This is a genomic window from Paenibacillus sp. FSL H7-0350 (assembly GCF_038593195.1).
Taxonomy (GTDB): domain Bacteria; phylum Bacillota; class Bacilli; order Paenibacillales; family Paenibacillaceae; genus Paenibacillus_AQ.
In genome coordinates this window covers 2,725,014-2,738,702 of the sequence record NZ_CP151972.1, presented here as the reverse complement: position 1 = coordinate 2,738,702, position 13,689 = coordinate 2,725,014, and the positions used below count along the sequence as shown (strand labels likewise).

Genomic DNA, 13,689 nt, shown 5'->3' with positions numbered 1-13,689 from the left:
TTCATGGCTGAGCAATGGATCTATCTGGATGGACAACATGTAACGAAGGACAAGGCAATGGTGTCCGTATTCGATCACGGTTTTTTATATGGAGACGGAATCTTTGAAGGTATCCGTATTTATAACGGTAACATCTTCAAGTGCAAGGAGCATCTGGACAGGCTGTATGATTCGGCGAAGTCGATTATGCTGGACATTCCGCTGGCCTATGATGAGATGCTGGAGGCTATGGCCGAGACGATCCGCCTGAACGAAATGCGGGACGGGTACATCCGGCTGATCGTATCACGCGGTCCCGGCAACCTGGGTCTTGATCCGCGCCGTTGTCCCAAAGCAAGTGTAATCATCATTGTTGAGCAGTTAGCCATCTACCCGGAGGAGGCTTATATGAACGGACTTCGTGCCGTTTCGGTCTCCCAGCGCCGCAATCTCCCGGATGCCCTGAATCCGAAGATCAAATCGTTGAACTATTTGAACAATATTCTGGTGAAGATTCAGTCGAATCTGGCGGAAGCCGATGAAGCGATCATGATGAACGCCCAGGGTTATGTAACCGAAGGCTCCGGCGATAATATCTTCATTATCAAAAGAGGGGTAGTCTATACACCGCCTTGTTACCTGGGTGCCCTGGAGGGAATCACCCGTCTGGCGATCATTGAGCTGTGTGAGAAGCTGGGATTGCCGCTTAAGGAAGAGCCGTTCACCATGCATGATGTCTATATTGCCGATGAAGTTTTCTTCACCGGAACAGCGGCTGAAGTTATTGCTGCCCGTGAGATCGACGGCAGAGTCATTGGTTCCGGTCAGGCCGGACCGATTACCCTGCAATTGCTGGAAGAATTCCGCAATGTGGTTGATAAAGACGGCTATAAGGTTTGGGAATAGTACATTAGTTTCGTAGGAGCGAACAGAGAAAAATCCTTTCATGCCAAGCATGGAAGGATTTTTTTTGCATATAGGGATGTCATTCGCCCATGGGCTGCATAAGATGTAGTAACGAAGGAGGCGGCTGTACCGCAACTACCGAATCTGGAGGGCTATCATCCCTGAACCGGGGTGCAGTGCCGATCAATAGATACTTTTAGGAGGTAAATGCTGCGTGAAAATACACATTGTTAAGCAAGGTGATTCGCTGTTTGCGTTATCACAGAAGTATGGAGTGCCGCTGCAAAAAATAATCGAGGCCAATCCGCAAATCACCAATCCAGATGTGCTTGCGGTTGGAGACAAGGTTAAGATCCCGGCTGCGCCCGTAGCTCTGCCTGTTCCGGACAACAACGATATCTACTATAAGCATACAGTCAAGCAAGGCGATACTTTATGGAAGCTCTCCAAAGCTTGGGGAGTTACACTCAAGGATATGATTGATGCCAACCCGCAGCTTAAGAACCCTAATGCACTGATGACGGGTGAAGTCGTGAAAATCCCTAAGAAAGTCAGTACTTCTCCGATCCAGGCCCAATCCATCGATCCGGTAAAAGCTAATACGACCCCGATTCAGGCTCAGTCAACCGCTCCGGCAGTGGTCGATAAAACGGCGATTGGCGGTAAAACCTACACCGGTGTTATCGAAAAGCCGGCTCCTGCGCCAGCTCCTGCACCTGCTGCAGAAGCAGTCCCTATCCCGTTGGCGGTTCCTGCACCTAACCCTGCACCTAATAAAATGCCGGAAGTCAAGCCGGTTCAGGAAGTCGTCCATGAGAAACAAAGTTTGTATGTGCAAATCTCTGTTCCCGCGCAGGAAGAGAAAACCAAAGAAGTGCATCATAATAAGACAGAGGTCCAGCCTGCCGCCTGGGATGAGGGTAAAACCTCGCCATGGGGAAAGACCGATGGCTATCCCGGCCTCAGCGAGAATCCGTATTTCATGAATTATGCACCCGTGTATCCGATATATGAGCCAATGGCCAATATGGATATGAACAATATGAACAACATGAATAACATGAATAACGCTCCGAGTTATGCTCAGCCCGCAGCGTTTATGCCGGATTGCCCGCCGTTCTATGCTCAACCGGTTAATCCTTGTCCGCCTGGACAATATCCCGAAGCATGGTATCCTAATGCAGCACCGGATTATAACAATGTGAATATGTCTGCAGTCAGCCCTTTCAGTGACAATGCTGCGTTTGCTCCGCAGTACCAGAGTGAACAGGTCAATCTTCCATGGCCATCCTGCGGATGCGGCGCAATGTCGATTCAGCCCTATCCTTATGAGCAGCCGATGTATAACGGGTATCCGGTGTATGGCATGCCGCAGATGGGGATGGTTTCTCCTTATGCCGGAGGAATGAATGCCATGCCTAACGCAGTGTCACCGATGTATGAACCGCCTATGGTATCTAACATTCCACCATATCCTGCTTATCCGGGCATGGAGAACTTCGCTCACAACCGCGTACCTGAGATTCAGATTCCTGAGCCTGTAGTAGAGGAAGCGGAGGAGTTACCGGATAAGGGGCGCACTGAAGTCACAGCAGCAAAGGATACAAAACCAGGGAAGTCGAAACCGGCAGCGGCAAAAGCGAAAACCTCCAGCCAGGGTTCTGCCGCCAAGGATAAAGCCCACGCCAAGCCGCGTTCGAACTCTAGCGGACGTTCTAGTACAGCTAAAAAGAATCAGACTCCTTGGATTCCGAATTAAGAGAAGAGTCCCTAAGAGAGAGTGGCACATGCAGGTCCTGCTAGATGAGGGCCGGCATGTGCTTTTCGGGCAATGTTATGCAGGTACAGAGGCTTGTATAGGATATCTATGAAAGGCCATAGTACTATCTCAAAAATGGTATAAAATTAAGGGTTGTTAGCAGGTACATATCATGATATATTATATATCCAGTCGCAAGGCGGGTGCCTTGCAAGAAGATTGGACATGTTGCTCTCATGAATACACATTTCGCTTCATCGAAAATAAGTGTTGCATTCAGAAGAAGGATATGTTATATTATAAAAGTTGCTGGTGACGCGGTAAGCGGCGCTGACAACGAGCTTGATCTTTGAAAACTGAACAACGAGTGAGTATCTGGAGATCGCTTCGGTGAGATCCAAATTAGAGAATGTAAATTCTCGTCAGATGTTTCAAAATGAGCAATCGCTCTTTCTAAATACCAATTTGGAGAGTTTGATCCTGGCTCAGGACGAACGCTGGCGGCGTGCCTAATACATGCAAGTCGAGCGGAGTCTGAAAGGAAGCTTGCTTCCTTTCAGACTTAGCGGCGGACGGGTGAGTAACACGTAGGCAACCTGCCCTCAAGCCTGGGATAACTACCGGAAACGGTAGCTAATACCGGATAATTTCTTTTTTCTCCTGAGGAGAGAATGAAAGGCGGAGCAATCTGCTGCTTGGGGATGGGCCTGCGGCGCATTAGCTAGTTGGTGGGGTAATGGCCCACCAAGGCGACGATGCGTAGCCGACCTGAGAGGGTGAACGGCCACACTGGGACTGAGACACGGCCCAGACTCCTACGGGAGGCAGCAGTAGGGAATCTTCCGCAATGGGCGCAAGCCTGACGGAGCAACGCCGCGTGAGTGATGAAGGTTTTCGGATCGTAAAGCTCTGTTGCCAGGGAAGAACGTCCGGTAGAGTAACTGCTACCGGAGTGACGGTACCTGAGAAGAAAGCCCCGGCTAACTACGTGCCAGCAGCCGCGGTAATACGTAGGGGGCAAGCGTTGTCCGGAATTATTGGGCGTAAAGCGCGCGCAGGCGGTTATTTAAGTCTGGTGTTTAAACCTTGGGCTCAACCTGAGGTCGCACTGGAAACTGGGTGACTTGAGTACAGAAGAGGAAAGTGGAATTCCACGTGTAGCGGTGAAATGCGTAGATATGTGGAGGAACACCAGTGGCGAAGGCGACTTTCTGGGCTGTAACTGACGCTGAGGCGCGAAAGCGTGGGGAGCAAACAGGATTAGATACCCTGGTAGTCCACGCCGTAAACGATGAGTGCTAGGTGTTAGGGGTTTCGATACCCTTGGTGCCGAAGTTAACACAGTAAGCACTCCGCCTGGGGAGTACGGTCGCAAGACTGAAACTCAAAGGAATTGACGGGGACCCGCACAAGCAGTGGAGTATGTGGTTTAATTCGAAGCAACGCGAAGAACCTTACCAGGTCTTGACATCCAACTAACGAAGCAGAGATGCATCAGGTGCCCTTCGGGGAAAGTTGAGACAGGTGGTGCATGGTTGTCGTCAGCTCGTGTCGTGAGATGTTGGGTTAAGTCCCGCAACGAGCGCAACCCTTGACTTTAGTTGCCAGCAGGTTAAGCTGGGCACTCTAGAGTGACTGCCGGTGACAAACCGGAGGAAGGTGGGGATGACGTCAAATCATCATGCCCCTTATGACCTGGGCTACACACGTACTACAATGGCCGGTACAACGGGAAGCGAAGCCGCGAGGTGGAGCCAATCCCAGCAAAGCCGGTCTCAGTTCGGATTGCAGGCTGCAACTCGCCTGCATGAAGTCGGAATTGCTAGTAATCGCGGATCAGCATGCCGCGGTGAATACGTTCCCGGGTCTTGTACACACCGCCCGTCACACCACGAGAGTTTACAACACCCGAAGTCGGTGGGGTAACCCGCAAGGGAGCCAGCCGCCGAAGGTGGGGTAGATGATTGGGGTGAAGTCGTAACAAGGTAGCCGTATCGGAAGGTGCGGCTGGATCACCTCCTTTCTATGGAGAATCGTCTTCTGCAATGAAGACATTCAAATCGGAAGCTTGCTTCCAAAAAAGAACCCTTGGGTTCGAATACTCACTCGTTGGTCAGTTTTGAGAGTTTAAGCTCTCATCTTTACCTTGATCCTTGAAAACTGGATACCGAAACGAATTTGCGTTTTAGAACATCTTTTAGCTGAAACTTGTGTAAGCAAGTTGAAATAGTTATTAGTTGCTACAAAGTGAAGGTTTTTGATTGTGCAAACAAGCAAAACACCGGAACGTTGGTTAAGCTACTAAGAGCACACGGAGGATGCCTAGGCGCCAGGAGCCGACGAAGGACGTGGCGAACAACGAAACTGCCTCGGGGAGCTGTAAGCAAGCTTTGATCCGGGGGTGTCCGAATGGGGAAACCCAGCTGTGGTAATTCGCAGTTACTCATTTCTGAATACATAGGAAATGCAGAGGCAGACCAGGGGAACTGAAACATCTAAGTACCCTGAGGAAGAGAAAACAATAGTGATTCCGTCAGTAGCGGCGAGCGAACGCGGAACAGCCTAAACCAAGAGGCTTGCCTCTTGGGGTTGTGGGACGTCTCACATGGAGTTACAAAGGAATATGGTAGGCGAAGAGGTCTGGAAAGGCCCGCGATAGAGGTAAAAGCCCTGTAGCCTAAACTGTGTTCTCTCCGAGACGGATCCCGAGTAGTGCGGGGCACGTGAAACCCCGTATGAATCCAGCAGGACCATCTGCTAAGGCTAAATACTACCTGGCGACCGATAGTGAAACAGTACCGTGAGGGAAAGGTGAAAAGCACCCCGGAAGGGGAGTGAAATAGAACCTGAAACCGTGTGCTTACAAAAAGTCAGAGCCCTTTCTATGGGTGATGGCGTGCCTTTTGTAGAATGAACCGGCGAGTTACGTTTAACATGCAAGGTTAAGGTGAGAAGCCGGAGCCGCAGCGAAAGCGAGTCTGAATAGGGCGACTGAGTATGTGGACGTAGACCCGAAACCGTGTGATCTACCCCTGTCCAGGGTGAAGGTGCGGTAACACGCACTGGAGGCCCGAACCCACGCATGTTGAAAAATGCGGGGATGAGGTGGGGGTAGCGGAGAAATTCCAATCGAACTCGGAGATAGCTGGTTCTCCCCGAAATAGCTTTAGGGCTAGCCTCGGTGAATGGAGTGGTGGAGGTAGAGCACTGATTGGGTGCGGGGCCCGCAAGGGTTACCAAGCTCAGTCAAACTCCGAATGCCATTAACTTCTTGCCGGGAGTCAGACAGTGAGTGCTAAGATCCATTGTCAAAAGGGAAACAGCCCAGACCATCAGCTAAGGTCCCCAAGTGTGTGTTAAGTGGGAAAGGATGTGGAGTTGCACAGACAACCAGGATGTTGGCTTAGAAGCAGCCACCATTGAAAGAGTGCGTAATAGCTCACTGGTCGAGTGACTCTGCGCCGAAAATGTAACGGGGCTAAACACACCACCGAAGCTATGGCTAGATGCTTTGCATCTGGGGTAGGGGAGCGTTGTATGTGGGTTGAAGGTGTACCGTAAGGAGCGCTGGACAGCATACAAGTGAGAATGCCGGTATGAGTAACGAAAAGATCAGTGAGAATCTGATCCGCCGAAAGCCCAAGGTTTCCTGAGGAAGGCTCGTCCGCTCAGGGTAAGTCGGGACCTAAGGCGAGGCCGAAAGGCGTAGTCGAAGGACAACAGTTTGAAATTACTGTACCACCGTAATCCGCTATGAGCGATGGGGTGACGCAGGAGGGTAGTGACGCGGACTGATGGATGTCCGTCTAAGCAGTGAGGCTGGTGTGTAGGCAAATCCGCACACTATTAAGGCCAGGCTGTGATGGGGAGCGAAAATTATAGTAGCGAAGGTCATGATCTCACACTGCCAAGAAAAGCCTCTAGTCAGGAGAAGGTGCCCGTACCGCAAACCGACACAGGTAGGCGAGAAGAGAATTCTAAGGCGCGCGGAAGAACTCTCGTTAAGGAACTCGGCAAAATGACCTCGTAACTTCGGGAGAAGAGGTGCCTCGGTAGGGTGAATAGCCCGAGGGGGCCGCAGTGAAAAGGCCCAAGCGACTGTTTAGCAAAAACACAGGTCTGTGCGAAGCCGTAAGGCGAAGTATACGGGCTGACGCCTGCCCGGTGCTGGAAGGTTAAGGGGAGTGGTTAGGAGCAATCCGAAGCTGTGAACCGAAGCCCCAGTAAACGGCGGCCGTAACTATAACGGTCCTAAGGTAGCGAAATTCCTTGTCAGGTAAATTCTGACCCGCACGAATGGCGTAACGACTTGGGCGCTGTCTCAACGAGAGATCCGGTGAAATTTTAATACCTGTGAAGATGCAGGTTACCCGCGACAAGACGGAAAGACCCCATGGAGCTTTACTGCAGCTTGATATTGAATTTGGGTACGATCTGTACAGGATAGGTGGGAGCCGTTGAGGCAGGAGCGCAAGCTTCTGCGGAGGCGCCGTTGGGATACCACCCTGATCGTATCTAGGTTCTAACCTAGTACCGTAACCCGGTACGGGGACCGTGTCAGGCGGGCAGTTTGACTGGGGCGGTCGCCTCCTAAAGAGTAACGGAGGCGTTCAAAGGTTCCCTCAGAATGGTTGGAAATCATTCGCAGAGTGCAAAGGCATAAGGGAGCTTGACTGCGAGACCTACAAGTCGAGCAGGGACGAAAGTCGGACTTAGTGATCCGGTGGTACCGCATGGAAGGGCCATCGCTCAACGGATAAAAGCTACCCTGGGGATAACAGGCTTATCTCCCCCAAGAGTCCACATCGACGGGGAGGTTTGGCACCTCGATGTCGGCTCATCGCATCCTGGGGCTGAAGTAGGTCCCAAGGGTTGGGCTGTTCGCCCATTAAAGCGGTACGCGAGCTGGGTTCAGAACGTCGTGAGACAGTTCGGTCCCTATCTGTCGTGGGCGCAGGAAATTTGAGAGGAGCTGTCCTTAGTACGAGAGGACCGGGATGGACGTACCGCTGGTGCATCAGTTGTTCCGCCAGGAGCATGGCTGAGTAGCTACGTACGGACGGGATAAGCGCTGAAAGCATCTAAGCGTGAAGCCCCCCTCAAGATGAGATTTCCCAGTATGTAAGACCCCTTGAAGACGACGAGGTAGATAGGTTGGAGGTGGAAGTGCAGCAATGCATGGAGCTGACCAATACTAATCGGTCGAGGGCTTATCCAAATTTCTAACACGCAGATTTGTTTCGGATTCAGTTTTCAGGAATCAATTCCTGAACGCAACGAAATTCATTCACACATTCGTGATGAACCGAATTTCTAGCGGCAGCGTCTGTTTCACAGACGCATGTTTGGTGGCGATAGCGGAGGGGTTCCACACGTACCCATCCCGAACACGACCGTTAAGCCCTCCAGCGCCGATGGTACTTGGACCGAAGGGTCCTGGGAGAGTAGGACGTTGCCAAGCACTCAAGACCACTGTTGATTATCAATGGTGGTTTTTTGTTTGTGTTTGTGTTTACCATTAAAGTCTATGATGGAGGTGCCAGCTTGATTATCTGGCTTAATGGTGCCTTTGGATCAGGGAAAACACATACAGCAAATGAACTCCAACGCAGAATTCCACATTCGTATGTATTTGATCCGGAAAATGCCCGTTTTTATATCAGGGACAATATTCCTGCCGAGATGTCAGAAGCTGATTTTCAGCACCATACGCTCTGGCGTGACTTTACCTATTCGATGCTGACATACCTGGATTCAGGCTATAGCGGAACCATTATTGTACCTATGACACTAGTGAAAGAAGAGTATTTCATAGAGATTGTGGGCAGGCTGAGAAGTGAGGGACGGGATGTCCGTCATTTTAACTTGACTGCTTCCTCTGAGACCTTACACAGGAGATTGGAGAGCCGTGGTGAAGGGCCAGGATTCCTGGGCCGCTTTACAGATGGAGACATGTCTTAGGGGCTCAAGAGTAAACTCTTCGCAAACGACGTAGATACTGAACATAAATCAGTTTCCGAGGTTGCAGAGATTATTATGGCCTTGGTGGAGAATCCAGTAAGTAATGAATAGAGCAATAATATTTCTATTGTATTATACTATTTTATTTGATATAATACTTTTTGTTGTCGAAAGATTGTTTGCTTATCTGGCTCGTTGGTCAAGGGGTTAAGACACCTCCCTTTCACGGAGGTAACATGGGTTCGAATCCCATACGAGTCACCACATTCATCTTTGAAAAATTAATGGTTGTATATCTCATGTAAATGTGTTATGATCATTAAGTTGCTTCTTCGATGGAGGCTTAGCTCAGCTGGGAGAGCATCTGCCTTACAAGCAGAGGGTCGGGGGTTCGAACCCCTCAGCCTCCACCATGCAGAGTTTGTAAGCCAGAAAAGAATATCTATTACTGACGCGGGGTGGAGCAGCCCGGTAGCTCGTCGGGCTCATAACCCGAAGGCCGCAGGTTCAAATCCTGCCCCCGCAATATTTGGAACCGTGGTGTAGTTGGCCTAACATGCCTGCCTGTCACGCAGGAGATCGCGGGTTCGAATCCCGTCGGTTCCGCCATTTTTATTGAAGCAGTTGAATACATACCGTGTGCGGACGTGGCTCAGCGGTAGAGCATCGCCTTGCCAAGGCGAGGGTCGCGGGTTCGATTCCCGTCGTCCGCTCCATATTTTGCGCCCTTAGCTCAGCTGGATAGAGCGTTTGACTACGAATCAAAAGGCCGGGAGTTCGAATCTCTCAGGGCGCGCCATTATTATTTTATTGAATGTCTTCATCTGAAATTTAATTATCCATTGTGGATATATATGATATTAAGCCGGCGTGGCGGAATGGCAGACGCGCTCGACTCAAAATCGAGTGGGAAACCGTGGAGGTTCGAGTCCTCTCGCCGGTATTAAAAAAGGTTTATGACATTGTATTTCGTACAATGTCATAAACCTTTTTTTGTATTTTTATTGCACCGAAACTTATAATAACTGATTGAGCCTGCTTTCAGGCTCTTTCCCGTTTTGTACACGGTTTATATTATCTATAAAGAAATCGTATCTTTTTTTGTGGAATTTCCGGCCGTCAGGCATTCCTGCGGTATGGGGAGTAAGGACCACATTGCCCAGAGTGCGGAGCTCACTATCTAAGGGAAGCGGTTCGGATTCATACACATCCAGGCAGGCGCCGGAAATCCCCCCTTTTTTTAATGCGTCAATCAAGTCTGTCTGATTAACAATCCCGCCGCGGGCCGTGTTGAGGAACAGAGCGCTACTCTTCATTTTTTGAAATGCCGTTTGGTTGATCAGGTGCTTGGTCTGCTCAGTCAAGGGTACATGTACACTGACGATGTCCGATGTGCTTAGAAGAGTATCGAGATCCGTCATTGTCACCAAATCGTCAGCCTGTACTACGGTCTTTCTCGCATAAGCCAGCACCTTCATATCAAAAGCGCTGCAAAACGCAGCGACTTTCTTTCCGATAGCACCCAGACCGATAATCCCAATGGTTTTGCTCTCTAGTTCACTCCCTGTGTACTCCAACTGATGTTCATCCATCCTGTTTTTCATGAAATGATCAAGAAACGGTATGTTTTTATAATAAGCCAGCATTAGTGCCATTACGTGCTCGGCCACGGCCTGTGCATTCACTCCTGCCGCATTAGCCACCCAAATGCCGAGCTCTGTACAGGCAGGGATATCGACATTATCATAGCCTGCACCTGTCTGTACCAATTTTAATTTTTTGGCACTGGCGAGCAGGCTAGGGTCCACTTGGATATGTTCAGGAATGAGGACCTGGCAATCTTCAATATGATGCAGCATATCTTGTCCGGGCGGGACAATGACAACGTTCCAGTCTTGCGGAAAATACCCGGTAATCTTTAATTGTGCAGTTTCGTTAAAATGACCAACGATGAGAATCTTCATGGCTAAACCACCTTTTCATAACGTGGGTTATTTGACCCCTTGTCTGTGTTAATGATAATTTTAGACATAAAGAATAATGTTGTAAAACGCAAATGTTTTGTGAACTATATTAATATTTTCTATATATTGAGGAGGTATTCGATGTATTTTCCTGGGATAGAGGCATTTTTAGCTATCGTAAGGACCGGGAGTATAAGTAAAGCGGCAGACATGCTGCACCTGTCACAAGCAACGGTAAGCTACCGGCTAAAGACTTTAGAGCAGGGGATGGGCGGCCTATTGGTGGAGCGAAGAAAAGGGGCAGCCAAAATCAGCCTGACCCCAAAAGGGGAGAACTTTTTTAGTATTGCGGAAAGATGGGAGGCGCTCTGGAGGGAAACTCAAATTTTAAAGGCGAATGGTTCGCAGTTAAGTCTGGCCATAAGCGCTGCCGAAAGTATAAGCCACTTCGTCTTGCCTCCGGTATATAGAATGCTTAATCAGCACACTCCGTCCATCCGATTGTAAATTCGTACGCCCCGCTGTGTCCGTCCCGTGTACATCTGGACTCAGCGGGACTCATCACTACTTTTTTGACGAATGCCAGACAATGGACGATTGTGCCTGCTTCGATTGGCGTCCATATGATGGGGATGGGAGAATTTGTTCTTCAGAAGCTGGCGCTGTCAGTGCCCCCCAGAGTAGGCTATAAGGTCACTCATAAGTTTCCAAACCAGGCGTTACACGAGCCCCTTCAGATTCTTGATAACTATCTGCGAGATACATTTGGAGTCCAATGACCTGACCTGCTGTGTTATACAATCCCATTTTGTGATAATCTCTCCAGAAGTTGTCCGTATTCAGAAAAAGAAATACCCGGCCGCCTGCCTGATTGCCGATAAAGGGCTCCTGTTCAGGCTTCGACGCCCGGGCCAGCAGAAGGGTAGCGCCTGCTGATCCGGGAGGGGAGACTACGACCCATCTTTTCTCCTGCTCGGGTGATAGAGATCTTCAACTAATGTGATTTCTAGGCAATGGTACAGCTCTTATTATTTTACTATAAATGGACCTAATCTACACCAGCTCAACCACTACCATCTGGTGATTCTCCAGATAAGGAAGGGTATAGGTAATCTCGCTATCCTGGCTGAACGTGAACGGCAGCTCTGTCATGGCCGGGGCCAGGTAGACCCGGTGGACGGGTCCGGGAGACGGGAGCCGCAGGCTGACGGTAATATCATGGAGCGGTACGAGGTCCTCAATGACTTCAATCCGGCCCTTCAGGGAAGGGGCAGCATAGAGCAGATGATTCACATAACGCTGTTCTGCCTGCTGATACTGCAGGGTCGTTATGCCGCGGGCCGGCAGATTCGTACGCAGTGACGGCTGAGGCAGCAGCCGCGACAGGGCATGCAGCACCAGCTCCTTCAGAATAAGAGAGCCCGCTTCGGCGTACTCGCTGAATACTTTCCAGGCAATATAGATTCCGCCCCTGCTCTGGGCCATCCCCGGACCATTGTTCTCCATGGCGCCAGGTGTGTGCTGGTGGGAACAGAAGGTGAAGACGTCACGGTTAAAATAAGGGTTCTCCAGATGTCCGAGCGCCTCTCCTTGTCCTTCCTGCAATTCGATTAGCTGGCCTTCGCCGTACATGACAAAAGAAGCAGGCAATAGCGCACCTGGAGTGAAATAGGGCTTGAAATACGCGGGCTGGTACGGGTTCTCTCCAAGCCAGGTGATTCCCAGGTCCAGGGCAAATGCATCCCCGGCCAGGTTCAATCCCGAGCAACCGGTAACCAGCAACTTGCCGCCGCCAGCTGTGAAGCTCACTATGGCATCGGCCAGCTCAGGCCATACAGATACCTCATCCGGGAGAATCAGCACCTTGTAGGCGCTAAAATCGCTGAATGTATCTACGATATCATACAGGTAATGCCCTTCGGTCAGCATCCGCACCGCTCCGGCGTCTGCCAGATTCCGTTCTCCTCTGCGTGCTTGCCCGCCGGGACAGGCCTCCCGTGCCGCTTCCAGCGATAAGACGGCAATGTCGGCCACAGCAGTGACCCCGCTGCACCATTCCTCCTTCGCCTCGACCTCGCTGTAGGCAGCGCCGATCAGGGTGTAAGTCGCTTCATCCATCAGGCCGGAGGGATGGAGCTGGTCACCGATGGAGCATCTGGCACCGTGGGCCAGGCTAAGCGCAGTCTCGAACCGCAGCGCGTTCGGATGCTTATAGCCGCCGAACTCCCCCCAGGAGGTATGGAATTTGCCGGTCATGCCGAGGAATTCCATGCCCAGCGTCTGGGCATAGCGTGCGGACAACGGGAAATGATCATAACCCCAGCCTCCGGTGGGCAGGGACTCCAGCTCCAGATGGCTGTTGACCTGCACGAGGTCACGGCGTCCCCGCTGCTGATGGCCGTTGTTATGATAGACAGGAAGGCCGGGCTTCACGGCATCCAGGGTCTCCCGAACACGGCGGGCATAATTCAGATAAGTCTGCTCACCGAGGGCGATGACGGCAGCTTCATCGCGGGGATCCTGGCCCGCAGCCCGCAGAGCGGTGACGCAATATTGGCAGCGGCATTTACGGCAACCAACGATATCCAGGAAGATGCCGTCGGCATCGTAGCGGGAAGCCGCCTCATGAATCTGGGCCAGCAGGATGTCCAGATAAGGCGTGTTCATACAGAATTCGTGGTAACCCGGTGTCATGAAATCCTTCACCCACCGGGTCCGGTCCTCGGCGTCGCGGATTAGCCATTCCGGGTGGCGGCGGGCCAGCTTCTCGTCCAGGCCGGCTGATAAATACACCGGTGTACGGACTCCGATCTCATGGGCAGCCTCAATCATTTCACCCAGCAAGTCGAAGGTGAGCTCGGGGTGCATCTCATTGGCTTCACTAGGATGATAGGCCCAGCCGTGATGGCATTTGGAGAACACGGTGACAGAGTCTACATGACCTGTACGCAGCATGGACTGGAACTGGGCTCTCGAGAAGTCCCGGCCAATGCCGGGAATGGCTTCAGAGGTATGGAAATCAAGATGAACCTGACGAAAACGCATGGATACTCAACCCCTTATGGAATGGAATGAAAAGAAGATTCCCAGTCACTGTACCTCTTTAATGCGGGATCTGCC

The 13,689-nt window shown here is 51.0% G+C and carries 6 protein-coding genes, 7 tRNA genes, 3 rRNA genes and 1 pseudogene; 14 read left to right on the top strand and 3 right to left on the bottom strand.

The features are described from left to right. Nucleotides 1–3 precede the first annotated feature (3 nt). From ilvE to NYE24_RS12455, 13 genes are all read left to right on the top strand, one after another. On the top strand, nucleotides 4–885 hold the full coding sequence (ilvE, locus tag NYE24_RS12515) for a branched-chain-amino-acid transaminase (RefSeq protein WP_036698996.1): 882 nt from the start codon (nucleotides 4–6) through the stop codon (nucleotides 883–885). 214 nt (nucleotides 886–1,099) lie between these two features. Beyond that, entirely contained in the window at nucleotides 1,100–2,644 is a 1,545-nt protein-coding gene (locus NYE24_RS12510; RefSeq protein ID WP_341026491.1) for a LysM peptidoglycan-binding domain-containing protein, read from the top strand. A 462-nt stretch (nucleotides 2,645–3,106) separates the two neighbouring features. Continuing rightward, nucleotides 3,107–4,667 (top strand): 16S ribosomal RNA (locus NYE24_RS12505). 268 nt (nucleotides 4,668–4,935) lie between these two features. After that, nucleotides 4,936–7,862, top strand: a 23S ribosomal RNA gene (locus NYE24_RS12500). Between the two features lie 126 nt (nucleotides 7,863–7,988). Then, nucleotides 7,989–8,105: ribosomal RNA gene (rrf, locus tag NYE24_RS12495) — 5S ribosomal RNA — on the top strand. The 16S, 23S and 5S rRNA genes sit together here, the layout of an rRNA operon. A gap of 14 nt (nucleotides 8,106–8,119) precedes the next feature. After that, nucleotides 8,120–8,605, top strand: a complete 486-nt coding sequence (locus tag NYE24_RS12490) for an AAA family ATPase (RefSeq protein WP_342478776.1) — start codon at nucleotides 8,120–8,122, stop codon at nucleotides 8,603–8,605. A gap of 189 nt (nucleotides 8,606–8,794) precedes the next feature. Next, nucleotides 8,795–8,869 (top strand) — tRNA-Glu (locus tag NYE24_RS12485). A 73-nt stretch (nucleotides 8,870–8,942) separates the two neighbouring features. Further along, nucleotides 8,943–9,018, top strand: a tRNA-Val gene (locus NYE24_RS12480). 39 nt (nucleotides 9,019–9,057) lie between these two features. Continuing rightward, nucleotides 9,058–9,131, top strand: a tRNA-Met gene (locus NYE24_RS12475). Between the two features lie 5 nt (nucleotides 9,132–9,136). Beyond that, nucleotides 9,137–9,214 (top strand) — tRNA-Asp (locus tag NYE24_RS12470). A gap of 32 nt (nucleotides 9,215–9,246) precedes the next feature. Then, nucleotides 9,247–9,321: transfer RNA gene (locus NYE24_RS12465), tRNA-Gly, on the top strand. Nucleotides 9,322–9,327: 6 nt separating this feature from the next. Further along, nucleotides 9,328–9,404 (top strand) — tRNA-Arg (locus NYE24_RS12460). A 65-nt stretch (nucleotides 9,405–9,469) separates the two neighbouring features. Continuing rightward, nucleotides 9,470–9,548: transfer RNA gene (locus NYE24_RS12455), tRNA-Leu, on the top strand. Between the two features lie 73 nt (nucleotides 9,549–9,621). Here NYE24_RS12455 and NYE24_RS12450 read toward each other — a convergent pair. Further along, the gene (locus NYE24_RS12450) at nucleotides 9,622–10,569 is read right to left on the bottom strand and encodes an NAD(P)-dependent oxidoreductase (protein WP_342478775.1); all 948 of its coding nucleotides are present in this window, start codon (nucleotides 10,567–10,569) and stop codon (nucleotides 9,622–9,624) included. Nucleotides 10,570–10,710: 141 nt separating this feature from the next. Between NYE24_RS12450 and NYE24_RS12445 the strand changes: the two genes are divergently transcribed. Beyond that, nucleotides 10,711–11,076: a LysR family transcriptional regulator gene (locus NYE24_RS12445; RefSeq protein ID WP_256708188.1), complete on the top strand. Its 366-nt coding sequence runs from the start codon at nucleotides 10,711–10,713 to the stop codon at nucleotides 11,074–11,076. 297 nt (nucleotides 11,077–11,373) lie between these two features. Here the strand turns inward: NYE24_RS12445 and NYE24_RS12440 are convergent. Then, nucleotides 11,374–11,547 (bottom strand): annotated as a pseudogene (locus NYE24_RS12440) (VOC family protein); the annotation flags it as partial. 75 nt (nucleotides 11,548–11,622) lie between these two features. Next, complete coding sequence (locus NYE24_RS12435) at nucleotides 11,623–13,614, bottom strand: beta-galactosidase trimerization domain-containing protein (protein WP_342478774.1); 1,992 nt, start codon at nucleotides 13,612–13,614, stop codon at nucleotides 11,623–11,625. Between the last annotated feature and the right edge of the window lie 75 nt (nucleotides 13,615–13,689).